Source organism: Gallicola sp. Sow4_E12 (assembly GCF_052116305.1).
Classification (GTDB): Bacteria; Bacillota; Clostridia; order Tissierellales; family Peptoniphilaceae; genus JBQKLI01.
Window position 1 is genome coordinate 26,271 of the sequence record NZ_JBQKLI010000003.1, and the last position, 22,213, is coordinate 48,483.

Genomic DNA, 22,213 nt, shown 5'->3' on the forward strand with positions numbered 1-22,213 from the left:
TTCATTCTATAATACAGATTACTATTTATTATACGTGAGATGCTGTAAACTGGCAAATCAAGAGGATTCATAAAGGAGTTTGAGAAAATTATATTGATTCTTTCTCTGAAATAGGATAGCCGTATATTTGTGCGATCTCCTCTATACCTTCTTGGATTTCTTCTCTAGAGAAGTTTAATTCGCGCAGTCTTTCATCGCTATAGTATAAGATTCGAAGATAAAACTGCAGAATCGAGAAAAGATATTCCGGCTTGTCGGGATCCGCATATTCGAAGATGAAATTTTCCCCTTCATTGATCAGATCTGCTCGCATATAGCCTTCTAACAGAAGTTCAAAATCATTTTTATCACGAAACTCTTCTTGAGTCACCTTTTTAGCGTATTGCCCTACCATTGTGTAAAGATAGTCTGTGTAGATGGTAATTGATTTTAAAAACCAGTCTTCTTGTAGATTCATTGGGAGCTCCTTTCCTCTTATTAATTTTGGAATATGTAGAATTTAACACAAATTTAACGATATAGATGTCTAACCAGCCTATTTCAAGGGTACATATAAGAAAGGCTTCAATTATACGAATATAAGATTATTTTAACATTAGAGTGATGATAAATAAAATGGATAAGGAGGATATTATGAAACTTATATTTTTGCGTCATGGGATTGCTGAAGAAAAAGGCAATGTTGACGATTTCGATAGAAAGTTAACGCCGAAGGGGATAGAAAAGCTAAATAAATATCTCCCTTATTTGGCAGCATATTTAGAGAAAAAAGATCCGGAGATCTGGTCTTCTCCAAAAGTCCGCGCAGATGAAACAGCTCAGCTTTTAAAAGAGAATCTTTTTGAGACTGAAATAATCTACAAAGATTTTATAGCATCAGGGGATTTGGGTAAATTGGATGAAGAGCTTTCTCAAACAGAAGAGAAAACCATTGTTCTTGTGGGGCATGAACCTTTTCTTTCTGCGTGGACAAGGGAAATTACCGGTGAAGAAGTTGTGATAAAGAAAGGCGGGGGCCCTAGAGATAGAATACGACCCGGAGGACAGCGGCAATGATATTCTTAACTGGGAATATTCTTTAAAAAACTTTGAAGAAATCATCGCTAGGGAAAAGAAGATTTTAAAAAAGCTGAAAAATCCATCTTTTAAAACCTCATTAGAAAAAGTCTTAAGCCATCAGTTTAATAAAATTTTTGAAAACAGGGAATACTATTTAAGAGATAATAATGACATCGAAAGTATTCATCAGTATAGAGTATCCATCCGAAAATTCCGAGGAATTATTTCTGCACTGAAAAAGCTTCTCGAGAAAGAGGATTATCTAAGAATTCAGCAGAAGTTTAGAGAAATAGGAGGAGAAGCTGGATACTTAAGAGAGTTGGATGTATTAATCGAAGAATACAAACCCTTATCTCAAGAGCAGGAGATCCTATTAACAAAATCTGCCCTTCTTCAGGAATTAAGAAAAGAAAGAAGAAAAGAAAAAGAACGATTAAAAGAAATTTTTATCACCGAAGAATATAGACAAATTTTAGTAGAGGCCTATACAGATCTTATTGTGTGTCTTCCATGGAAGAAAATAGAATCAAAGAAGACATGGGAATACATCCTGCCGATAGCAGATAAGTGGATGAAGCAGATTCTTAAAGCGTTGAAACAGTATGAAGAATTTGAATTCCAATCGACTCACAAGATCCGTTTGAAAGCTAAGAAATACCGCTATGTAGTAAAGGCATTTGAAGATTATCTGCCAGAAGAATATAAAGATAACTATAAAGTTGCTAAGAAATATCAGACACTTTTAGGGGATACCTGCGATTCTATTCGAAATCAGGAAGCGTTAAAAGAAATTATTCAAGAACCGGAAGGGGATTTAGAAAAAGAATTAAATTACTTCCTAGAAAGCGAAACTCAAAGAGAACAGCACTTTAAAGAAAAACTAGAAAATAAAGAATGGCTTGATATTGGAAAAGAGGAAGAGTAAAAAAGAGTGAAGAGCTTAAAAAATAAAGTGTGGAGAGTGAAAGAGTGGAGTTGTGGAGGAAAAATGAAGGAAATATTCATTTTTCTTCTTAGTAAAAGGAGCAGGATGCTGTTTGATTATGTGTATTCAAATATCCTAGTTTTTTTTATTTATAAAGGATGAAATAAAATAAGTTACCTTAGCGGAATATGTTTAAGCGAAGCAGGTCATCGAAGAAAAGCGAAGCTTTTCTTCTGCTATTCTTTAATAAAACAAAAGGAAAGTGGCGTTCTTCCACTTTCCTACCTCAACTCCCCTCTCCCCTCTTTCACACTCTGAAGCCCTAGCCCAAATCAGGTATTTTGATTTGGACGCAGGTCTCATGCCACTCATTTCCCAAGAATGGTGTTTTTTCATTCTTGGCTAGAAATGATCGGCCACACTTTCACTCTCCACTCTATCACTCTTTATTTTTGAGTTCTTTTGCCATTTCGGTGATTGTTTTTCCTTCGATAGGGTGGCGGAGATCTGGTGCGATTTCGGCTAAGGGATTCAGTACGAAGTCGCGGTTTTTCATATCGCTATGAGGAACGGCGAGTCTTTCTGTTTCGATAATTCGATTGCCGTAAAATATAATATCCAGATCGATAATTCGAGGTCCCCAGTGTTCTATGCGGACTCTTCCCATATCAGCTTCGATTTTTTGAAGGGCATCCAAAAGATTCCATGGATCTAAATCGGTTTGGGCTTCCACTACGGTGTTTAAAAAATCTGCCTGATCTGTTTTCCCATAGGCTTTATTGTGAATAGGGGTAGCGATTTTCGAAATATGGATTCCCGCATCTTCCATTCTTTCCACCGCTTGTTGGATATTTTCTTCTAAGCTGCCCATATTTGTACCGACGGCGATATAGACGATCATTTTAAAGCCTCCATTACTCGAATTGCATTGCAGTTTTCTTTAACATCATGCACCCGAATCATTTCAATACCCCGCTCTGCAGCCCAGCAGGAGATAGCTATGGTCCCTTCTAAACGATCTTCTGGAGGAGAACCTCCCAATATTTTTCCGATAAATGTTTTTCGGGATACTGCTAAAAGAATCGGAAGGTCGAAATCATAAAAGGTTTCAAGTTTTTGAATGATTTCTATATTATTGTCGAAGCTTTTTGCAAAGCCGACTCCTGGATCTAAGATCAGTCTTTCCGGATCGTTTCCTTCTTGTATGGCAAAATCGATTTGATCTTTAAAATAATCGTAGACTTCCCCCATAAAATCATCGTAATGGATATCTTTCTGCATCGTTTTCGGATCTTTTTTCATATGCATAATAATAATCGGAGCATCGTATTTTGCACAGATTTTTGCCATATTCGGATCGCCGCGAAGGCCTGTAACATCATTAATAATATCTGCTCCGGCTAAGAGAGCGGCTTCTGCAGTTTCTGAATGATAAGTATCTACTGAGATTAAAATATCCATTTCCTTTTTTATGGCTTCGATAACAGGAACGATTCGTTCGATTTCTTCTTCCGGAGCGACAGGATCAATTCCCGGTCTTGTAGATTCTCCGCCGATATCTAGGATATCAGCTCCGTCAGCCTTCATTTTTTGGGCCTGTTCTACAGCATCCTCCACATTCATCCGTCTTGAACCAGCAAAAAAAGAATTTGGAGTAATGTTGATAATACCCATGATTTTCATATTATCAAAATGATAATATTCTCCATTTCTTAACTTTAATTTTTTTCTCATAATATCCTCGCTTAAGTATAAAGAGAAAAAGTCCCCAGCGGGGACTTTTCTTATGATCTCTTTTTTTCAGCCATTGCAAAAGCAGTATGGCTGTGAATAGACTCTAGACTTGTCGCCTTAACTTTATAGTAGCTGATTTCATCAATACCTTCCAGTTCTACGGCACAGTCACGGCATACATCTTCCACAAATTTGGGGTTTTCGTAAGCTGTTTCTGTGACATATTTTTCATCGACTCTCTTTAGAAGAGGGAAGATCTGGCAGGAAGCATTGTTTTCAGCGATCTTAACAATATCTTCTATCCAGAGCATGTGATGGAAGGACACTGTAATTGCAACTTCTGCTTTTTGATTGTGGGCACCGTATTCTGATATTTCCTTAGAACAAGGGCATAGAGTGGTTACTGGAGTTTCCACAGTTAAATTAAAGTGAAATTCATCATCTAAAGATGCTTCATAGCGGCATTGTACATCCAGCCAAGATTTTTTGCCGGAAACAGGGGCTGTCTTTTCGATAAAGTAATCAAAGGTCATCTCTAAATAGCTGGTCTCAGCATGAAGTCTTTCCTTCATTGTCTTAAGGATCGGTTCGATTTCTGTAGGATTTATATTATGAACATCGTTTAGTACTTCAACAAAACGGCTCATATGGGTACCGCGTTCTTCCGCTTTTAAATCCACAGATGCAGAGATTGTAGCAATACTGTGCTGAACTTCGCTGTTTTTATCCTTTAAGGTGATGGGTTTTTTAAATTCGTTAATTCCTACTTTATTCAAATAGATATTGCGCTCATCTACTTGAGATTGGACATCTTTCACGCTTCTTCACCTCTGTAAATAATTCCTGAAGTTTTAGTTTCCCAGACTTCCACTTCGTATAATCTGCAGTTAGGGCGTTCTACTAACGGCTTAATTTTATCCCAAACATAAACTGCTATATTTTCTGCAGTAGGCTGTTCTATAATATCGTTTAAATAAGCGTGGTCAAATTTGTTTACGATTTCCTCTTTTACGATATTTTTAAGCTCGATGAAATCGATGACCATATCTTCTTTATCGCGAGTTCCTTCTACTTTGACGACCAATTTATAAGTATGACCATGAAGTCTTTCGCATTTTCCATGATACTCTATTAAATTATGGGCGGCATCAAATTCAAATTCTTTAATTAGAATCATTGACTTTACCTCCTAGTTTTGTAAAGATTGAGATATTATTATGATACCAATCATTAAAGAGAGATGTCAACTATATTAAATGGATAGTTGAGAATCGTTATTGATAAAATTTTATTAATTAAGAGTATGGTAGAATAAAAATATTCATTATTATAAAAAGGGGAGAGAGTATGGATAGAAAACCATTTCAGCATCGGGATAAAGCCTTTCTGCTTCTAGACGGGCTTCTAGTGGGAGCGCTCAGCGGTGGTGTCGCTGTCTTTTACCGCTATATTTTAGGAATTATGGAAGACTGGAGACATCTTTTATTTGAATGGACTTCTATGGGAGGCCTTGTTTTTTTAATTGCAGCAGCGGTGTTATCCGCCATCATTGTCATTCGTCTTTTAAAATGGGCCCCTTTAAGCGGTGGTTCAGGGATACCCCAAGTACAAGGAGAAATTCTAGGAATATTTCGAATGTCCGCTTTCCCCGTTGCAGTTTCTAAAATTATAGGGGGAAGTTTAGCTACGTTAATCGGCCTTGCGTTGGGAAGAGAAGGGCCTTCTATTCAAATCGGAGCAGCAATGGCGAAGATCTTTTCAAAAGGAGTGCAAAGAGATAAGACAAAGGAAAAACTGCTCATTACAGCAGGGGCTGCAGCAGGGCTTTCTGCAGCCTTCAGTGCGCCTTTAGCCGGGGTTTTGTTTAGCGTGGAAGAGATTCACAAGAATACATCGAAAGCGATGATTGCAGTGACTCTTACAGCCTCTATTGTGGCGAACTATATTGCAGCTTATGTTTTTAAATTGACGCCGGTCTTTTCTTTTACGATTACGGAACTTCTTCCGCTAAAGTATTATGGCCATATTATTGCTTTAGGGGCGATTACAGCGGTTGTCGGGGTATTGTTTTGCAAAGGGATTGTCCTGGGACAGCGGTTTTATCAAAGGCTTCCGATTCCAGTTCCTTTTAGAATGATCTTTGTTTTCTTGACAGCAGTACTTATCGGACATTTTCTTCCAGATATTTTGGGAGGAGGACATCATGTTATCGAAAATTTGGAAAGCAATCCGGAAGCTGTCCAGTATATCGCTCTTCTTTTAGCGGGAAGATTTCTATTTACCTGCTTTTCATTTGGAAGCGGGGTTCAGGGAGGAATCTTTCTTCCGATTTTAGTCATAGGGGGAATTGTCGGAATACTTTATTATCGCTTTATTTTGTCTTTAGGATTAATTCCGGATTATTATTTAGCAAATATGATTGTATTGTCCATGACGGCGATACTGACAGCGGTAGTGCGGGCGCCGATATTGTCTATCATTTTAGTCCTTGAGATGAATGGTAATTTAAACCAGATGCTGGGTCTTTGTATGGCTTCTTCTGTAGCCTATTTTGTGTCTGAATTTTTGAAAGAAAAACCGATCTACGAAACACTTCTTCAAAGAATGATCGAAAAAGGACCTGAAGGCGAAGAGGCAACTTACGAAAGTACAATTTTCGAAACAATAGTGCCGCATGGTTCAAAGCTCGAGAACAAAAGAATAAAAGATATTGGTCTGCCTGAAAACTGCCTTTTGATAGAGATTAAAAGAGGGGGAGAACTGTATATTCCAAAAGGGAAAATGGTACTTCAGGGAGGCGATGAAATCGCCATTTTAACTACGGATTACGACGTCTATACCCTTCGGGAGTCTTTACGGGAGTACTTAGCTGTAGACCAATATTAGCGAGATAAAAAAATCTTATACTCGAAAAAAAAGGAAAGGACAGCTATACTTAAATTAAATAAGAATTATAGATCGACAACAGCAGGAGCGTAAGGAATATATGGCGAATATTAGTATAAAAAATTTAAAAAAAGAATATGAGAACGGCTTTGTTGCTATGGAAGGACTAAATTTAGAAATACAAGATGAAGAGTTTTTAGTTTTGGTTGGTCCTTCCGGGTGCGGAAAGTCGACTCTTTTACGGATGATTGCAGGACTTGAGGAGATCACAGAAGGAGAGATCATCCTTGACGGAGAAGTGATCAATCATGTGGAAGCGAAAGACCGAAACATAGGGATGGTTTTTCAAAATTATGCCCTTTATCCCCATATGAATGTAAAAGAGAATATGAGTTTCGGACTAAAAATACGGAAAGTCGATAAAGATACGATTGAAAAAAAGATAAAAGAAACAGCGGAAATTTTGGGCCTTACGGATCTTTTAGACCGCAAACCCAAGCAGCTTTCCGGCGGTCAGCAGCAGCGGGTTGCTTTAGGAAGGGCGATCGTGCGAAATCCAAAACTTTTCTTAATGGATGAGCCTTTATCGAATCTCGATGCGAAACTTCGGGTACAGATGAGAACAGAAATTAAGCGCCTTCAAAATCGCTTGAAAACAACGACTGTATTTGTCACTCATGATCAGACGGAAGCAATGACTATGGGAAGCCGGATTGTGGTGATGAAAGAAGGTGTTATTCAGCAGGTGGGAACGCCTCAAGAAGTCTATGAAAAGCCTTCCAATCAGTTTGTCGCCGAGTTTATAGGAAGTCCTAAAATGAATTTTACAACTCACAAAATAGATGAGAATGGAAGAATCCTCTTTGAAGAGAATCCAGATGCGATAATCGGTATTCGTCCTGAGAATCTAAAGCTTACGGAGGAGGGAGATTATAAGATTATTATGATCGAAAATTTAGGCAGTATGAAATATATCTATGCCGAAAACGAGGGAGAGCAGTTTATTATACAAGAAGATCAAAATTCGACAAAGAAAATAGGGGATTTTGCAGGGATTATGATTAAAGACTCCAGCCGTCTAAATTATTTTGATAAAAAGACGGGCAACAGGATAGAAGGGTAGGAATAAAGGCAAAGAGTTTCGAGGTATAAAAAGATGCATCTTGAGGCTCTTTTTTTTGAATGATATAATTCCAGTACATTAAAGGAAGAAATAATATTAGGAGGAATTATATGAAAAAGATTATAATGAGTTTATTTTTAACTCTAGCTCTTTTCCTTACAGCCTGCGGCGGAGGACAAGAAGAGACGAAAAGCGGAGAATCGAAAGAAGCAGGTGAAAAAACGATCCAAATTTTAGCGCCTGCTTATGATACAGGTTATCTAAAAGAAGAAATCGACAGCGGAGTAAAAGATTTTGAAGCGGCTAATCCCGGTGTCAAAGTGGAAATTATTTCTGCCGGATGGGACGAGTTGAATTCTAAGATTGTACAGCTCTATCAAGCAGGGCAAGCACCGGATATTATGATGGCAGGATCCAGATCTCTTAGACAATTTGCGGAGATGGGAATTATCGAAAACTTAGATTCCTACTTAGAACAGGAGTATTTGGATACAAGAATTGAAAATGTTATGGAGTCGGCTAAAATCGATGGAAAACAGTATGGTATTCCTTTTGCGTTGTCTTCTAGAGCTTTGTATTATCGTTCGGATCTTATCGACACTCCTCCTGCCAACTGGGATGAGCTGTTGGAAACGGCAAAAAGAGTTCATGAAGAAAAGAATATATACGGATTTGCAATTCCAACAGATTTAACCAGCGGAACAGACGAGATCTTAAACTTCATCTATCAAGGAAATGGAAATATTGTCGATGAAAACGGAGAGTTTACGATTAACTCCGAGGCGAATATAAAAACCATGGAGTACTTAAAGGGTTTTAAAGATGTTATTCCAGATCCTGTAAGCACAGCGAGGGCGGATCAAGCAGCATTATTTAAAAATGGAGATTTAGCGATGTTTATCTCCGGACCTTGGGAGAAAGAAGAGATGGATAAAAATATGGAAAATACTCCATATAAAGTAGCGGTGCTTCCACAAGGAGAAAAAGAATCAGTGGCTTTAGTAACGGATTCTTATTCTGTTTCAAGTCTTTCGGATAACAAGGAACTGGCTGTTGAATTTATTAAACTTATGAGCAAGCCTGAACGACAAAGACCGGTAAGCGAATCTCACGGATGGTTTCCAGTGCTGAAAGATGAAGTAGAAGACGAACGTTTCAAAGAAGATTTTATGAAGCCTTTTGCAGAAGTGATCTCTCAAGGAATTCCAGAGCCGAAAGTTCCGGACTGGGATAAATTCAATCAAAGTTTTACCATCGCAGTTCAAAAAATTCTAACAGAAAAGGCTCAGCCGAAAGAAGCGATGGATACAAGTCAGCAAGAATGTCAAAAATAATTCGAAAAAATGGGACAGCGTATATGCTGTTATTACCCTCTTTGGTGATGATACTTCTCCTATACGCTTATCCCATTCTTTTAACAATAATACAGTCTTTTCATAAAGTGAATCTCTTGAATTCAGAGATGACTTTTATAGGTTTGGAGAATTATCTTACCGTTTTCAAAGATCCGGGATTTTTTACGACTTTAAACATTACCTTTAAGTATACAGCGATAACAGTTTTGATGAAAATCGGGTTTGGTTTCGCATTAGCTTTTTTACTCTTTCAGGGACTGTACTTGAAAAAAGCTTTTCGTTTTCTGATCTTGATCCCGTGGGCAATCCCTCAAGTCGCTGTTTCTACTTTATGGATATGGATACTCGACGGAAACTACGGATATTTGAATTATTATCTGCAGAAGTTGGGTCTTATAAAGGATAATATCGCCTTTTTGTCAAATCCGGATTCTGCATTTTTTGCAGCAGCGGCAGTGGATACATGGCTTGGGATCTCGCTGATTTCTATGATGTTTCTAACAGGACTGGAGGCGATTCCTAGAGAATTATATGAAGCCTGCGCTATGGATGGAGCATCGAAGTTTAGACAGTTTACGACGATTACGCTTCCAGGCATAAAAAAAGTATTCTTGACAACCTTTATACTTGTTGCGATCTGGACCTTTAATTCCTTTAATGTGATCTATGTATTAACCCAAGGAGGGCCTATGAGAGCAACGGAAACATTAGTTATAAGAATCTATCAAGAAGCTTTCAGCCGTTTTGATCTAGGTCTGAGTGCAACCCTCACGGTGGTTGCAGTAGTTATTTTAATGATTTGTACATTTATTTATATGAAGAGGACGAATTATGAAGAATTATAGCAAAGGAATTCGAACATTATTGATGACGGGGATTATAGTACTGCTTCTTTTTCCCATTGCCGTTCTTTTTAATACTTCCTTAAAAACATACAGCCAGATAACTCAGTGGCCTCCCACCTGGTTTGAAAAGCCTCTTTTGTGGCAAAATTATATGGAAGTTTTATTCGGAGACAAATCCATAGCAAGACCTTTTCTAAACAGTATTCAAATCTCTCTTGCGTCTATGGTGGTTTGTATAGCGATAGGAATTTTGGCGGCTTATGCAGTTTCGAGATACGAGTTTGCAGGAAGAAGAACCTTTTTGAAAATCGTAATTATAACTCAGATGTTTACATCTGTTATCTTGGTCAATCCTATGTATGTTATTTTTAGAAATCTCGGGCTTCTAGATACAAAGATCTCTCTTATCATCTCCTCTGCAGCCAGTTCTTTGCCGATGACGATTTGGCTTTTGTATTCTTACTTCAGCCAGATACCTAAAAGCTATGAAGAAGCTTCTTGGATAGACGGATGCAATAAGATTCAGGCTATCCGCTATATCATACTGCCTTTAGCTTTTCCGGGGATTATCACTGCAGGGCTGTTTTCTTTTATTATGAGCTGGGGAGATCTGGTTTATGCGAAAGCCTTTATCTTGTCCCCGAAGCTAAGGACGATTTCACTGTATCTAACAGACTTTAGAGAACTTTATAAAACGAGCTGGGAAACCCAGATGGCAGCTTGTGTAATAGCAGTTATACCGCCTTTTATACTCTTTATGATCATCCAAAAATACTTGGTCAGAGGAATGGTATCTGACGGAGTAAAAAGTTAGGAGATCTCGCAAGAAAAGAAGAACACAAAAGCCCTTTATAGATTGCAGGGATTTTATCTTTTTGTTATCATTAGGCTATTGGAGGACATTATGGAAAGAATCAAAAAACTGAATTGGAAAATTCCCACAATAGCATTCATCATTGTTTTATTGATCTTTCTGGCTTGGGTGTTTTTCAGAACAAAATCGATGACAGTTGCTGAAAATATTCCGGTAACCGCCCTAGAAAAAATGGCTTTAACCGAAGACGAGATCTTAATCCTTAAAGGCGATCAGCTTACAGCTTATAATTACGACAGCAAAGAGATGTGGACAAAGACTGTTGGACTTAAAAATCCGATTATAGCAGCAGGGAAAGACAGAATCTATCTAGGAGAAGACAGAACACTCTTAATTCTCGATAAAAAAGGGGAAGTAAAGAAGCAGCTCGATATTCCTTTGGACTGCAAAGGAATGAAAATCAACAATGAAGGCCTAGTTATACGAAGCGATGTTCGTCAGATTGTCGTAGCAAATGATGAAATCAAATCATCCATCAGCGATGGGAATGTTCGTATGACCGATGGAGCAGTGTCTAAAGATCATGAAAATATCGCTTTTTCCAGTATTGAACTTCGAGACGGCAGAGTTCTATCTCATTTGACATGGACAGATAACGAGGGTGCAGTGCTCAGCAAACAGAGTTTTTTCGATGAAATAGGAGTGTTTTTGAATTTCTTAAAAGACAATGAACTGCTGTTTGCTACAAATGAAAATTTGTATCTTTTAAATGAAGGTATTATCCATAATCAAATTGCCGTTAATTTGATAAAGGGAATAGCAGTATCAGAAGATCGGATATATCTGATGGATTTAGATGATCTAGTTGTTTATGACAAAGACTTCAAACTATTGGACAAGATTGCCTTGAAGAAAGATTATAAAGGAATTGCAGCGGTAAAAGGCGGCATGATTTTATATCATGAAAGCGGCTACGCAGTATATCAAACAGGATCATTAAAGGAAGAGAATTCAGAAAAACCGATTCAAAATGTTGAAGTAATCAATGATCATATTTACTTGATTCATGACGATGCGGTTAGTAGAATCTATTAAGGAGATAATTATGAATAAAATAGATGCAAAAGGACTTTTATGTCCAAAACCAGTAATTTTAACTAAAAAAGCCTTGGAAGAAGCGGAGAACGAAGCGGTAGAAACTACAGTAGACAATGAAGTAGCTGTGGAAAATCTTAAGAAGCTTGCAGAGAGTTTAAAATGCGATTATAAAACAGAGAATTTATCTGAAAATGAATTTCGCGTTACGATTACAAAAAGCGGTTTAGAAGAAAGTGCAGCTGCAGATGAAAAAGAAGGGCCTTTCACCCTTGCGATCTCAAATGAGTTTATGGGTGGAGGAGAAGAAGAGCTTGGAAAGATATTAATGAAGTCTTTTCTTTATACAGTTTCTGAAACAAAACCCTATCCTACAACGATCGTTTTTTACAACAGCGGTGTCCGATTAACAACAGAAGGTTCTGAAAGCTTAGAAGAAATTAAAAAACTAGAGTCTGAAGGGGTAGAAATTATCTCCTGCGGAACTTGCCTTGACTATTATAATTTAAAAGAAAAATTAGAAGTTGGATCTATTTCAAATATGTATACTATTTATGAAAAACTAGCAGTAGAAAAGAATGTGATTATAAGGTAATGGAAGCTTTATTATTAACCTTTCGATCTGTAAATCATACAATGCTTACAGAAAAGACTTTGAAAGAGGAAGATAAAAAGATAAAAGTAATTCCTACCCCTAGACAAATCAGCCAGTCATGCGGTTTAGCTATTATGATGGATATGAGCGAACAGGAAGAAATGATTCAGAGAAAAGATCAAGACCTTCCAATCGCTTATATTTGGAAATATAAACGGGGAGAAGAGGGAGCCTCAGCAGAACAGGTGGGATAATATGAATCTATGGGGACAAATACAGGCTTGGATAACTGAATATATGAAAACGGATAATGGAGATTGGAATTTTCTGGCAAAAATCCTGATTGCATTATTCATCATCGTTGGAGTCCAAATTGTGGTTAAATTGGCTACCCATGGTGTAAATAAATTAATAAAAAGAGATATCCATATTATCAATTATCAAAAGCATAGAACCTTAACAAATATTATGGGAAAGGCTGTAAAAGTATTCTTCTATTTTCTTGCCTTGGTGCAGATTCTTGATTTGTTCGGGGTTCCCACAGGATCGATTATTGCAACAGCAGGGGTCGGAGGTATTGCCATCGGTTTCGGGGCGAAATCCGTAGTAGAAGATATTATAAGCGGTATGTTTATCCTCTTTGAAGACCAATATCGTTTAGGCGATACTGTAGTTATAGACGGTTTTGAAGGGACGATACTGGAGTTTGGACTAAGAACTACAGTTGTCCGAGGATACGACGGATCCCATTATATTATTACAAATGGAGATATTCACTCTCTTGTCAACAGATCGAAAGAAAATCAAAGGGCAAATGTGACAATTCAGATTCCCTATAATACAGATATGGAAGTTGTAAAGGAATTGGTCCAGAATGTGTCGGACCGCTTGGTAGAAGAATTTGATTATATTACGAAAGCGCCTTATTTAGTCGGCGTAACAGCTTCGAACAACCATACAAAAACATTAACCATATGGGGCTGGACAAAGCCGGGAAAACAAGCCAGTTTAGAATTGGAAATCCGGGGAGGCGTTATTGAAGCTTTAGAAGAAAAGGGGATTCAGTTTACAGGGGTTCTAGTAGAGGAGGAGATAAAATGAAATACAAGATCGGCGATATTGTAACCTTAAAAAAAGGACATCCCTGCGGGGAAAATAAATGGGAAATCCTCCGAACAGGTGTAGATATTAAGTTAAAATGTCTCGGCTGCGAAAAAATCGTCTGGCTTTCTCGAATCGACTTCGATAAACGAATCCGAAAAATAAAAGACAGAAATGGCAAGTTTATCAGTATAGTCCATTATCATCCAGAAGAAGAGTAAAAGATGGCGGAACAGCCATCTTTTTTTGAATGAAAATACAGATGGAGGAGTGTATGAATACTAAGACCTATAGATACGAAGCGCGTATAGAAAAGGTACCTGATATTGAGGGAGCTTACGTAAGATTTCCCTACGATATTCGCGAAGAATTTGGCAAAGGAAGAGTAAAAGCAGCAGCTGTTTTTGACGGAGTGCTTTATGAAGGAAGCCTTGTAAATATGGGAATAAAAAATGAAGACGGTTCAGTTTGTTATATTATAGGACTGCCAAAGGATATCCGAAAAAAGATTGGCAAGGAACCGGGAGATGTTGTAAATGTGGAAATAAAGGAAAGAGCTTAAAAATAAAGCGGGGAGAGTGGAGTTGAGGAAGAAAAATGATAAAAAGAATCATTTTTCTTCATAAGATAAGAACAGAACATTTTTGATATCTGTCAAATATCAATGTACTTTAGTAATGTAAAAAAGGTGGAGTTTTTAGATCTCCACCTTTTTTTTCCATCAGATAGCGGAAATTCACGCCAGGTCTTTTGCTGCCTTTGGAACTTTCTTTTTTTACGAAACGAAAGCCTGCACTTTCATATAAAGGCATTACTTTTTCGTTGCCTTCTACTATATCTAATGTATATAATTTATATTTTCCTTCTTCAAAGATCCTTTCGAGCATTTTTTTAGCGATACCATGACCTCTAAATTCTTCCCGTACCGCCACGAATTCCAGATGACCTTGATAAGGAAGAAAGGTCTTCGGACGATGAAATTCAACAGTCAGCAGTTTAGCCGCAACAGAGCCTTTGATAAAACCGAATTCTCTCTTTAAACCATTTTTGGGAACACTTATAGCATAACCGGCGCTGTCGGCAATGCCTATGGTGCCTGCAACTTTATCTTCAATTATGGACACTGTAAACCGTTCCGGGTGTATTCCTTGAAGCAGCAGCGATATGATTGTTGCTTTTGATTCGCATAACATCTTAAAATCTTCATAGAAAGCTTCATAGAAAACTTCTGTTATTACTAGCTTCTGCTATTACTTCTGCTATTCCAGCTAGATCTGTTGGAGTTCCTCTTCGTATATTTATTTCATATCTTGTCCCCTGTTCTTCTTTTTAAGTATTCATACCCTTTTCAATATACTCATAATAATTTAGATAAAATATGATTGTATAAACTCTGAAAATCTGCAAGTACTTATCATCTATAACTTGAAGGCAGGAGCAAAGGATCCTATAATAAGTATAAATTAAGAATTAAGAAGCCGGGGGATATGTTTTCATTTCTGCAATAATTTTTTATTACCTGTCTTCTTTAATTCAAGTATTTACATATTAAAAAAGGAGAAAAGACATGGATCACAATGTAAATAATGAAAACATTGAACTGTTTTCATGGAACGGCAAACCTTCTCTTGGAAAGACTATTCCCATCTCGTTACAGCATATTTTCACAATGCTTGCGGGAAATGTAACTCCTGCAATTATTATCGCAGGTACAATGGGTATGACTCCAGAAGAAAGTACAACACTTCTTCAAGCTTCTATGCTTGCCGCTGCTATCGCAACCTTCATTCAGGTAATCGGCGTATGGAAATTTGGAGCGAGACTACCGATTATTATGGGGATCAACTTTTATTTTGTTCCCGTAGTTATCGCATTAACAGAGCAGTTTGGAATATCGGCGATGTTTGGAGCACAGATTATAGCAGGGGTAGCAACAATAGCCTTTGGAGGATTTGTTAGAACGATTCGAAACTTATTCCCGGCAGTTGTAACAGGAACTACAGTACTTACCATCGGGGTTTCCCTATTCCCGGTAGCAGTAAATTATATGGCAGGAAATGCCGGAACGCCAGGTTTCGGTTCTATGCAGAACTGGGCAGTTGCTATAGCGACTTTAGCAGTGGTACTTATTGTTGACCAGTTTGGAAAAGGCTATATTAAAGTATTAGGCGTTATGATGGGGATGCTGGCAGGATATGCTCTTGCCTTTGTACTAGGAATGGTTGATCTGTCTGGAATAGGCGGGGCTGGACTTATACAGATCCCAACGCTTTTCCCATTTGGCTTAACTTTTCCGCCTCAAGCAATATTAACATTAGTAATTATGTTTGTTATTACTTCTATTGAAAATATCGGGGATATTTCCTCTACGACAATCGGCGGACTTGACCGTGAAGCCACAACAGACGAGCTTTCCGGCGGCATTATGGGAAATGGATTAGCCTCCGTAATCAGTACGCTTTTTGGCGGACTTCCAACAGCTACATTCAGTCAAAACGTAGGTGTTGTAGCGATGACAAAAGTAATCGCAAAGCCGGTATTTATAGGCGCTGCAGTATTAATGCTTATAGCAGGTTTCTTACCTGTATTTTCACAATTACTATTATCAATTCCTTATCCTGTTATAGGAGGAGCAACTGTTTCTGTATTCTCTATGATTACTGTAAATGGTATCCGTCTATTATTGGGAACTGAACTTAATAATAGAAATGCAGCGATAATCGGTTTATCTTTAGCGATGGGTATTGGTATAACCGGTACTCAAGGATCTATAGGCGGATTCCCGGAAGCCTTTGTAACATTCTTAGGCGGATCATCCGTAATCTTAGCAACACTTGTTGCTTTTATATTAAACTTGGTACTTCCAGGAAGAGAAAAACCCAAAGTGGAATAAACTCTATCTCCTAGATCATCCGCTGCCCTGAAAAATAAAATGATGTCCTTCGTTTTGTATAAAGGGCGGCTCTCTTCCTGATTTACAAATTTCTACAGGATTTGTAAATATGATATAATAAAATAAAACACAGAAAAAGAGAGCGTAATTTCTTAATAAGAATAATTTTACGAAAGACTCTTGCTGTAAAAAGACGCTCGAAAGAGCGTCTTTTTCTATGGTTATATTTACATAAAGATAGGGGAGAGAGTTATGGAAAAAATTGCAGGTTTAATACCGGCTGCCAGCAAGCAGGCCGCGTTTCCCACAACGGAAATCGGGGGAATTACTGCTTTAAAGAGATTGGTTTTAACGATGAATAAATGTGGAATATGGCCGATTTTAGTGGTCACAGGATTTTACGAGATAGAAGTAAAGGCAGAATTAATGGATCAAGGAGTTATCTTTATACAAAACGATGATAATGATTATCCTTCTTTGTTTTCATCTATTAAAATAGGGCTCGAATATCTGGAAGATAAATGCGATGCTGTTTTGATGGCTCCGGTGAATGTCCCAATGTTTAAGGCTTCTACTGTTCAAAGATTAATCGAAACCAAAGGTGAAATTATCAATCCTTCTCTAAATAAAAAATCAGGACATCCTGTTTTAATACGAAAGAAAGCGATTCCAGAGATATTAGAAGCAGAGGACCGGGAAGAAGGACTTCGAAGAGTGCTCCGGGGAATGGGAGAAAGAAGGCGGTTTGTAGAAGTAGAAGATGAAGGAGTCTTATACACCATTCACGAACCGGAAAAACTAGAACCCTTGGCAGAAGATCATAATAAAGAGCTTCTTCAGCCGGATCTTCGGATTATGATACAAAAAGATACGGTGTTTTTTGACCGAAGAACTAGACTTTTGCTTGAACAGATCCAGGTAATTCATTCCGTTCAAGGAGCCTGCAAAAGCATGTCTCTTTCCAAAAGCAAGGCTTGGAAAATGATTAATGAATTAGAACGGCAAATGGGGTATCAAATAGTTGCAAGACGCCATGGAGGGGCTTACGGCGGTAAAACATTATTAACAGAAAAGGGGCAGAAGCTCTTAGAAGAATATAAGAAAATGGAAGAGCGTATTTTCGATGATGTACGGGTTGAATTCGACCGTTTCTTAAAGGCCATCGATCATCAGGAATAAAAAAACTCTTCCTAAAAAATAAGGAGAGAATATGGAAAAAAGACTGCAGGAAGAAATTCAAAAAGCAAGAGGGCTTGAAAAAGCCGAAAAAGTTTATGTGAACGGAAAAGTAGTCAATGTTTTTACTTCAGAAATAGAAGAGATTTCAATCGCGGTAGACAAGGGTAAAATTATAGGTTTAGGCGACTATGAAGGAGAAGAAGTTATCGACCTAGAGGGGAAATATGTTGTTCCGGGTCTTATCGACAGCCATGTTCATATTGAATCTTCTATGACAACGCCGAAAGCTTTTTCGGAGATTTTGTTAAAACATGGAGTGACTACAATCATTGCCGATCCTCATGAAATAGCAAACGTTAAAGGGATAGAAGGGATAAAATTTATGCTGGAAGAATCAAAGGATGTTCCAGTGGATATGTATTTTATGCTTCCCAGCTGTGTTCCTTCAGGAGATTTCGAAACAGCAGGAGCTGTACTTGGGGCGGAGGAGCTTGAAGAATTAATCGAGGATAAAAAGGTATTAGGATTAGGAGAGCTGATGAATTTTCCAGGTCTTCTTGCAGGAGATAAAGATGTGCTTAAAAAAGCGGCGCTTGCAGAAGGAAAGATTATAGACGGACATGGCCCAGGGCTAGTTGGGAAGGATCTAAATGCCTATATTTTAGCAGGTGTGAAAACAGATCATGAATGTTCAACGGAAGAAGAGATGAAAGAACGCCTCCGACGAGGGATGATTGTTCAGATTCGAGAAGGTTCAGCTACAAAAAATATTGAAGCATTGATTCCAGTGGTTAACAAAGAGAATTTGAGCAGAATAGTTTTTTGTACTGACGATAGAGACCCAGAAGATCTAATTAGAGAAGGAAGCATCGACAACAATATTCGAAAATCTGTATCTTTAGGATTGGATCCTATCGATGGAATCAAGATGGCAACCATTAATCCTGCATCTGTTTATGGATTGAACAATAAAGGAGCTATTGCTCCAGGCTATGAGGCTACGTTTTTTACAGTGGATAATCTAAAGGATTTTCAGATACAGGATCTTTTTGTTAAAGGCGAAAAGAAGGTTTCTGAGGGAGAATTAAAAGAAAATATATTCAAAGGAAAAGAGTATATCAAAGAATTAGGCAATACAGTTCGTCTGCCTGAATTAACAATAGAAGATTTAGAAATTAAAATCACTGGAGAAAAAGCGAATATTATCGAGCTGGTTTCTCAAAACATTACGACAACCCTTGTGAAAGAAAATGTTGGAGAACCGGGAGAAATTTTCGTTCCTTCGAAAGAATATTCTAAGGTTGCTGTTATTGAACGCCATAATGCAACCGGCAATAAAGCCTTAGGAATTTTAAAAGGGTATGGAATTACAGGCGGTGCCGTTGCCCAGACCATAGCTCATGACAGCCATAATCTGATTTGCATCGGGGATAATGACGAGGATATGTATCAAGCCATTCGGGAAATCGAGAAAATGGGCGGAGGACAAGCCATTGTTTCCAAGGGAGAAATTTTAGCTGAAATGCCTCTTCCAATCGGCGGAATAATGAGCGACTTAAGTGTGGTGGAAACAGCAGAGAATCAGAAAAAAATGTTTGAAGCTGCGAAAAATTTAGGTATTAACGAAGATGTAGCGCCTTTTATGACATTAGGATTTATGAGCTTGGCCGTTATACCTGAAGTGAAGTTAACGGATAAGGGACTTATTGACACCCTTCATTTCAAAGAAATACCATTATTCGAATAAAGAAAGGGAAACGTATATACGTTTCCCTTTTAAAATAAAACAAAAAGGGAATATAATATTTGACAAAGATAAGAAGGAATGATATTATACATACTAATCAGGTAGGATATATAGGTTATATCTCTAAGGGATACTTGACAACTAGGAGTTCATCCTGCATAATAAAACATATATAAACGAGCGGAAAGGTAGGGAATAAGAATGGGTAAAGTATATAAAAATGTTACAGAACTAATCGGAAATACACCAATTGTAGAGTTAAGCAATTTAGAGGAAGAATTAGGTTTAGAGGCCCGTGTTCTAGTAAAATTAGAATATTTAAATCCAGCAGGCAGTGTGAAGGATCGTATTGTAAAATCTATGATCGAAGAGGCGGAAAAATCTGGCAAAATAAAAGAAGGTGCTGTGCTTATTGAGCCGACTTCAGGAAATACCGGAATCGGACTTGCAGCAGTCGGAGCCAGCAAAGGATATCGTGTTATCCTTACAATGCCTGAAACAATGAGTGTTGAAAGAAGAAATATATTAAAAGCCTACGGAGCCGAAGTTGTATTGACTCCAGGGGATAAAGGAATGAAAGGAGCTATTGCAAAAGCAGAAGAGCTTCAAAAAGAGACAGAAAACAGCTTTATTCCAGCCCAATTCGACAATCCTGCAAACCCTGCAGTTCACAAAGCGGCAACTGGACCGGAGATTTGGGAAGATACAGAGGGAGAGGTAGATTACTTTATTTCTGGAATCGGAACAGGCGGAACGATTACAGGAACTGGAGAGTATTTAAAATCTAAAAAATCCGATATCAAAATTATCGCAGTGGAACCTACAGACTCCCCGGTGTTATCGAAAGGAGAATCTGGATCTCATAAGATTCAAGGAATCGGAGCGGGCTTTGTTCCAACAGTATTAAATGAAGACATCTACGATGAAGTCATTACTGTAGAAAACGAAGATGCCTTTGAAACTTCTAAGCTTCTTACAAAAAAAGAAGGAATCTTAACAGGAATTTCTTCTGGTGCAGCATTATGGGCAGGAATAGAAATTGCGAAAAAACCGGAAAATAAAGGAAAAACAATTGTTGTTATTCTTCCAGATTCTGGCGACCGTTATTATTCCACACCTTTATTTGAGGATTAAGAACATATACAAAAAAGAAATTTTCATGATATGATTATCTTTAGAAAAACCAGTATGAATAGGAATAGGAGTATATTATGAAATTTTCAAAAAAAAGCAGATACGGTATCATCGCTTTGATTGACTTATCTTCCCGTTCGAAAGAAGATCCGATTTCTTTAAGCAGCATTGCTGAAAGAAATCGGATCTCTCTGCAATATTTAGAACAGATATTTGCCAGTTTAAGAGTGGCGGGTATTGTAAGGAGTATCAAAGGTCCTCAGGGAGGCTATCTCCTCAATCATAAAGCAGAAGAGATAACAGCGGCCTCTATTATAGAAGCGACCGATGGAGGATATCATTTAGAGGATGAAGAAATTCCCGAAGACGGAAAAACCTACGGAATTTTAAAAACACTTCAACATGAAATTATCGACAAAGTAAATAATGAGCTCGATGAGCTTTTGATGAATTTAACTTTAGCCGATTTAGAAAAAGAATATTCCACTTATAGGGAATATGGTCAAAATATGTACTATATATAAAAAGACTGTCCCGTGTCTTATGCGTCGGGACAGTCTTTTTTTATAAAAAAGGAGATTATTATGGGACATCATATAGAAACAAAATGCATTCACAGAGAAGGAGAAGAAGTACATCCATATGGGTCTGTAACCGTTCCGATTTATCAGACGGCAACCTTCTACCATCCAGGTCTTGGACATTCCACAGGTTATGACTATACAAGAGAATCAAACCCGACTCGGACAGAACTTGAAAAGATCGTTTCCGGTCTTGAAAATGCAGTGGATACGGTAGCCTGTTCTACAGGGATGGCGGCGATGGGACTTCTGCTTGAATTATTTGAAGAGGGCGATCATATCATCTGTACAGAGGATCTATATGGCGGATCTGTACGGATTTTTGAAACTGTGGGAGAAAAAAGAGGGTTAGAGTTTTCTTATATAGGTACTTCAGATATAGAACAGGTGAAGAAGAATATTAAAGAAAACACGAAAGCTCTTTATATTGAAACCCCCAGCAATCCGACGATGGCGGTTACAGATTTAAGAAAAATCGGTGAAATTGCAAAAGAGAAAGATCTTTTATTTATAGCAGACAACACCTTTTTATCACCTTATTTTCAAAACCCTTTAGATTTAGGCGCAGATCTTGTTGTCCATAGCGGTACGAAGTTTTTAGGCGGCCATAATGATACTTTAGCAGGTTTCCTATGTACATCAAGAGAGGATTTGGCAGAGAAGATTCGGTTCTTGTATAAAACCATCGGCTGCTGTCTTTCTCCATTCGATAGTTTTCTCTTAATAAGAGGCATCAAGACTTTATCGGTCCGTATGGAACGCCAGCAGGAAAATGCAGCTAAAATTGTCCAGTGGCTTTTAAAGCAGAAAAAGGTAAAAAAAGTTTATTATACAGGATTAGAGGATCATCCGGGATACGAAGTGAACAAAAGCCAAGCTCGAGGAGCGGGCTCTATGATTTCTTTCAAAGTGGATTCGCCAGAGACTGCAAAACAGATGCTTGAAAGAGTAAATATTATTACCTATGCAGAAAGCCTTGGGGGAGTAGAAACCTTATTCACTTATCCGATGCTTCAGACCCATGGAGATGTACCTGTCGAGACAAGAGAGCGCTTAGGAATAACAGAAGACTTTTTAAGGCTTTCGATAGGAATTGAAAATGTAGAAGACTTGATAGCGGATTTGGAACAAGCGATAAGATAGAGGT

The 22,213-nt window shown here is 37.9% G+C and carries 25 protein-coding genes; 19 read left to right on the forward strand and 6 right to left on the reverse strand.

The features are described 5' to 3' along the window. Positions 1 to 88 precede the first annotated feature (88 nt). Positions 89 to 457 carry a DUF6483 family protein gene (locus ACTQ46_RS02325; RefSeq protein ID WP_441747261.1) on the reverse strand — a complete coding sequence of 123 codons (369 nt, stop codon included), beginning with the start codon at positions 455 to 457 and terminating at the stop codon, positions 89 to 91. Positions 458 to 633: 176 nt separating this feature from the next. Between ACTQ46_RS02325 and ACTQ46_RS02330 the strand changes: the two genes are divergently transcribed. Next, positions 634 to 1,056: a SixA phosphatase family protein gene (locus ACTQ46_RS02330; protein WP_441747263.1), complete on the forward strand. Its 423-nt coding sequence runs from the start codon at positions 634 to 636 to the stop codon at positions 1,054 to 1,056. A gap of 73 nt (positions 1,057 to 1,129) precedes the next feature. After that, positions 1,130 to 1,984, forward strand: coding sequence for a CHAD domain-containing protein (locus ACTQ46_RS02335; RefSeq protein ID WP_441747400.1), 855 nt, complete (start codon positions 1,130 to 1,132; stop codon positions 1,982 to 1,984). A 439-nt stretch (positions 1,985 to 2,423) separates the two neighbouring features. Here ACTQ46_RS02335 and folK read toward each other — a convergent pair whose 3' ends face one another. Genes folK through queD form a run of 4 tightly spaced genes read right to left on the reverse strand, consistent with a single transcriptional unit; the run spans position 2,424 to position 4,895 of the window. Beyond that, positions 2,424 to 2,885: a 2-amino-4-hydroxy-6-hydroxymethyldihydropteridine diphosphokinase gene (folK, locus tag ACTQ46_RS02340; RefSeq protein ID WP_441747264.1), complete on the reverse strand. Its 462-nt coding sequence runs from the start codon at positions 2,883 to 2,885 to the stop codon at positions 2,424 to 2,426. Beyond that, the gene (gene folP, locus ACTQ46_RS02345; protein ID WP_441747266.1) at positions 2,882 to 3,718 is read right to left on the reverse strand and encodes a dihydropteroate synthase; all 837 of its coding nucleotides are present in this window, start codon (positions 3,716 to 3,718) and stop codon (positions 2,882 to 2,884) included. The genes folK and folP overlap by 4 nt, the downstream gene beginning before the upstream one ends. 50 nt (positions 3,719 to 3,768) lie before the next feature. Further along, a complete protein-coding gene (gene folE2 / locus ACTQ46_RS02350; protein ID WP_441747268.1) occupies positions 3,769 to 4,536 on the reverse strand; it encodes a GTP cyclohydrolase FolE2 in 768 nt (255 codons plus the stop codon). Then, positions 4,533 to 4,895: a 6-carboxytetrahydropterin synthase QueD gene (queD, locus tag ACTQ46_RS02355; RefSeq protein ID WP_441747270.1), complete on the reverse strand. Its 363-nt coding sequence runs from the start codon at positions 4,893 to 4,895 to the stop codon at positions 4,533 to 4,535. Before queD ends, folE2 begins: the two co-directional genes overlap by 4 nt. 170 nt (positions 4,896 to 5,065) lie before the next feature. Between queD and ACTQ46_RS02360 the strand changes: the two genes are divergently transcribed. The 11 genes from ACTQ46_RS02360 (at position 5,066) to ACTQ46_RS02410 (ending at position 14,094) form a co-directional block, all read left to right on the forward strand. Then, entirely contained in the window at positions 5,066 to 6,604 is a 1,539-nt protein-coding gene (locus tag ACTQ46_RS02360; RefSeq protein WP_441747272.1) for a ClC family H(+)/Cl(-) exchange transporter, read from the forward strand. 100 nt (positions 6,605 to 6,704) lie between these two features. Beyond that, positions 6,705 to 7,727, forward strand: coding sequence for an ABC transporter ATP-binding protein (locus ACTQ46_RS02365; RefSeq protein WP_441747274.1), 1,023 nt, complete (start codon positions 6,705 to 6,707; stop codon positions 7,725 to 7,727). Between the two features lie 110 nt (positions 7,728 to 7,837). Further along, positions 7,838 to 9,061 carry an ABC transporter substrate-binding protein gene (locus ACTQ46_RS02370; RefSeq protein ID WP_441747276.1) on the forward strand — a complete coding sequence of 408 codons (1,224 nt, stop codon included), beginning with the start codon at positions 7,838 to 7,840 and terminating at the stop codon, positions 9,059 to 9,061. Continuing rightward, a complete protein-coding gene (locus tag ACTQ46_RS02375; protein ID WP_441747278.1) occupies positions 9,049 to 9,927 on the forward strand; it encodes a carbohydrate ABC transporter permease in 879 nt (292 codons plus the stop codon). The genes ACTQ46_RS02370 and ACTQ46_RS02375 overlap by 13 nt, the downstream gene beginning before the upstream one ends. Then, a complete protein-coding gene (locus tag ACTQ46_RS02380; RefSeq protein ID WP_441747280.1) occupies positions 9,914 to 10,741 on the forward strand; it encodes a carbohydrate ABC transporter permease in 828 nt (275 codons plus the stop codon). Before ACTQ46_RS02375 ends, ACTQ46_RS02380 begins: the two co-directional genes overlap by 14 nt. A 90-nt stretch (positions 10,742 to 10,831) precedes the next feature. Then, positions 10,832 to 11,836, forward strand: coding sequence for a DUF5711 family protein (locus ACTQ46_RS02385; RefSeq protein ID WP_441747281.1), 1,005 nt, complete (start codon positions 10,832 to 10,834; stop codon positions 11,834 to 11,836). 10 nt (positions 11,837 to 11,846) lie between these two features. Further along, the gene (gene yedF, locus ACTQ46_RS02390) at positions 11,847 to 12,431 is read left to right on the forward strand and encodes a sulfurtransferase-like selenium metabolism protein YedF (RefSeq protein WP_441747282.1); all 585 of its coding nucleotides are present in this window, start codon (positions 11,847 to 11,849) and stop codon (positions 12,429 to 12,431) included. Beyond that, positions 12,431 to 12,685: a DUF3343 domain-containing protein gene (locus tag ACTQ46_RS02395; protein WP_441747283.1), complete on the forward strand. Its 255-nt coding sequence runs from the start codon at positions 12,431 to 12,433 to the stop codon at positions 12,683 to 12,685. The genes yedF and ACTQ46_RS02395 overlap by 1 nt, the downstream gene beginning before the upstream one ends. A 1-nt stretch (position 12,686) precedes the next feature. Continuing rightward, a complete protein-coding gene (locus ACTQ46_RS02400) occupies positions 12,687 to 13,532 on the forward strand; it encodes a mechanosensitive ion channel family protein (protein WP_441747284.1) in 846 nt (281 codons plus the stop codon). Then, positions 13,529 to 13,753, forward strand: a complete 225-nt coding sequence (locus ACTQ46_RS02405; protein ID WP_441747285.1) for a DUF951 domain-containing protein — start codon at positions 13,529 to 13,531, stop codon at positions 13,751 to 13,753. Before ACTQ46_RS02400 ends, ACTQ46_RS02405 begins: the two co-directional genes overlap by 4 nt. A 53-nt stretch (positions 13,754 to 13,806) precedes the next feature. Continuing rightward, positions 13,807 to 14,094: a DUF1905 domain-containing protein gene (locus ACTQ46_RS02410; protein ID WP_441747286.1), complete on the forward strand. Its 288-nt coding sequence runs from the start codon at positions 13,807 to 13,809 to the stop codon at positions 14,092 to 14,094. A gap of 109 nt (positions 14,095 to 14,203) precedes the next feature. Here ACTQ46_RS02410 and ACTQ46_RS02415 read toward each other — a convergent pair whose 3' ends face one another. Beyond that, positions 14,204 to 14,725: a GNAT family N-acetyltransferase gene (locus ACTQ46_RS02415; RefSeq protein ID WP_441747287.1), complete on the reverse strand. Its 522-nt coding sequence runs from the start codon at positions 14,723 to 14,725 to the stop codon at positions 14,204 to 14,206. A 374-nt stretch (positions 14,726 to 15,099) separates the two neighbouring features. Between ACTQ46_RS02415 and ACTQ46_RS02420 the strand changes: the two genes are divergently transcribed. The 6 genes from ACTQ46_RS02420 to ACTQ46_RS02445 all read left to right on the forward strand — a co-directional run bounded on the left by ACTQ46_RS02420 (position 15,100) and on the right by ACTQ46_RS02445 (position 22,209). Next, on the forward strand, positions 15,100 to 16,425 hold the full coding sequence (locus tag ACTQ46_RS02420) for a uracil-xanthine permease family protein (RefSeq protein WP_441747288.1): 1,326 nt from the start codon (positions 15,100 to 15,102) through the stop codon (positions 16,423 to 16,425). 252 nt (positions 16,426 to 16,677) lie between these two features. Further along, positions 16,678 to 17,604 carry an NTP transferase domain-containing protein gene (locus tag ACTQ46_RS02425; protein ID WP_441747289.1) on the forward strand — a complete coding sequence of 309 codons (927 nt, stop codon included), beginning with the start codon at positions 16,678 to 16,680 and terminating at the stop codon, positions 17,602 to 17,604. Between the two features lie 31 nt (positions 17,605 to 17,635). Beyond that, positions 17,636 to 19,351, forward strand: a complete 1,716-nt coding sequence (gene ade, locus ACTQ46_RS02430) for an adenine deaminase (protein WP_441747290.1) — start codon at positions 17,636 to 17,638, stop codon at positions 19,349 to 19,351. Between the two features lie 201 nt (positions 19,352 to 19,552). Next, positions 19,553 to 20,485 carry a cysteine synthase A gene (cysK, locus tag ACTQ46_RS02435; RefSeq protein ID WP_441747291.1) on the forward strand — a complete coding sequence of 311 codons (933 nt, stop codon included), beginning with the start codon at positions 19,553 to 19,555 and terminating at the stop codon, positions 20,483 to 20,485. Between the two features lie 77 nt (positions 20,486 to 20,562). Next, a complete protein-coding gene (locus ACTQ46_RS02440) occupies positions 20,563 to 21,009 on the forward strand; it encodes an RrF2 family transcriptional regulator (RefSeq protein WP_441747292.1) in 447 nt (148 codons plus the stop codon). 60 nt (positions 21,010 to 21,069) lie between these two features. Then, positions 21,070 to 22,209, forward strand: a complete 1,140-nt coding sequence (locus ACTQ46_RS02445; RefSeq protein WP_441747293.1) for a trans-sulfuration enzyme family protein — start codon at positions 21,070 to 21,072, stop codon at positions 22,207 to 22,209. Positions 22,210 to 22,213 lie beyond the last annotated feature (4 nt).

Excerpts from the sequence above, each read along its gene's own strand:
- ACTQ46_RS02365 (WP_441747274.1), top strand. The coding sequence starts at position 6,705 with ATGGCGAATATTAGTATAAAAAATTTAAAAAAAGAATATGAGAACGGC.
- ade (WP_441747290.1), top strand. The coding sequence starts at position 17,636 with ATGGAAAAAAGACTGCAGGAAGAAATTCAAAAAGCAAGAGGGCTTGAA.
- yedF (WP_441747282.1), top strand. The coding sequence starts at position 11,847 with ATGAATAAAATAGATGCAAAAGGACTTTTATGTCCAAAACCAGTAATT.
- ACTQ46_RS02330 (WP_441747263.1), top strand. The coding sequence starts at position 634 with ATGAAACTTATATTTTTGCGTCATGGGATTGCTGAAGAAAAAGGCAAT.
- ACTQ46_RS02400 (WP_441747284.1), top strand. The coding sequence starts at position 12,687 with ATGAATCTATGGGGACAAATACAGGCTTGGATAACTGAATATATGAAA.
- ACTQ46_RS02445 (WP_441747293.1), top strand. The coding sequence starts at position 21,070 with ATGGGACATCATATAGAAACAAAATGCATTCACAGAGAAGGAGAAGAA.
- cysK (WP_441747291.1), top strand. The coding sequence starts at position 19,553 with ATGGGTAAAGTATATAAAAATGTTACAGAACTAATCGGAAATACACCA.
- ACTQ46_RS02420 (WP_441747288.1), top strand. The coding sequence starts at position 15,100 with ATGGATCACAATGTAAATAATGAAAACATTGAACTGTTTTCATGGAAC.
- ACTQ46_RS02415 (WP_441747287.1), bottom strand. The coding sequence starts at position 14,725 with ATGTTATGCGAATCAAAAGCAACAATCATATCGCTGCTGCTTCAAGGA.
- folK (WP_441747264.1), bottom strand. The coding sequence starts at position 2,885 with ATGATCGTCTATATCGCCGTCGGTACAAATATGGGCAGCTTAGAAGAA.
- ACTQ46_RS02385 (WP_441747281.1), top strand. The coding sequence starts at position 10,832 with ATGGAAAGAATCAAAAAACTGAATTGGAAAATTCCCACAATAGCATTC.
- folP (WP_441747266.1), bottom strand. The coding sequence starts at position 3,718 with ATGAGAAAAAAATTAAAGTTAAGAAATGGAGAATATTATCATTTTGAT.
- ACTQ46_RS02425 (WP_441747289.1), top strand. The coding sequence starts at position 16,678 with ATGGAAAAAATTGCAGGTTTAATACCGGCTGCCAGCAAGCAGGCCGCG.
- ACTQ46_RS02370 (WP_441747276.1), top strand. The coding sequence starts at position 7,838 with ATGAAAAAGATTATAATGAGTTTATTTTTAACTCTAGCTCTTTTCCTT.
- ACTQ46_RS02325 (WP_441747261.1), bottom strand. The coding sequence starts at position 457 with ATGAATCTACAAGAAGACTGGTTTTTAAAATCAATTACCATCTACACA.
- queD (WP_441747270.1), bottom strand. The coding sequence starts at position 4,895 with ATGATTCTAATTAAAGAATTTGAATTTGATGCCGCCCATAATTTAATA.
- ACTQ46_RS02360 (WP_441747272.1), top strand. The coding sequence starts at position 5,066 with ATGGATAGAAAACCATTTCAGCATCGGGATAAAGCCTTTCTGCTTCTA.
- ACTQ46_RS02440 (WP_441747292.1), top strand. The coding sequence starts at position 20,563 with ATGAAATTTTCAAAAAAAAGCAGATACGGTATCATCGCTTTGATTGAC.
- ACTQ46_RS02380 (WP_441747280.1), top strand. The coding sequence starts at position 9,914 with ATGAAGAATTATAGCAAAGGAATTCGAACATTATTGATGACGGGGATT.
- ACTQ46_RS02405 (WP_441747285.1), top strand. The coding sequence starts at position 13,529 with ATGAAATACAAGATCGGCGATATTGTAACCTTAAAAAAAGGACATCCC.
- ACTQ46_RS02375 (WP_441747278.1), top strand. The coding sequence starts at position 9,049 with ATGTCAAAAATAATTCGAAAAAATGGGACAGCGTATATGCTGTTATTA.
- ACTQ46_RS02395 (WP_441747283.1), top strand. The coding sequence starts at position 12,431 with ATGGAAGCTTTATTATTAACCTTTCGATCTGTAAATCATACAATGCTT.
- ACTQ46_RS02410 (WP_441747286.1), top strand. The coding sequence starts at position 13,807 with ATGAATACTAAGACCTATAGATACGAAGCGCGTATAGAAAAGGTACCT.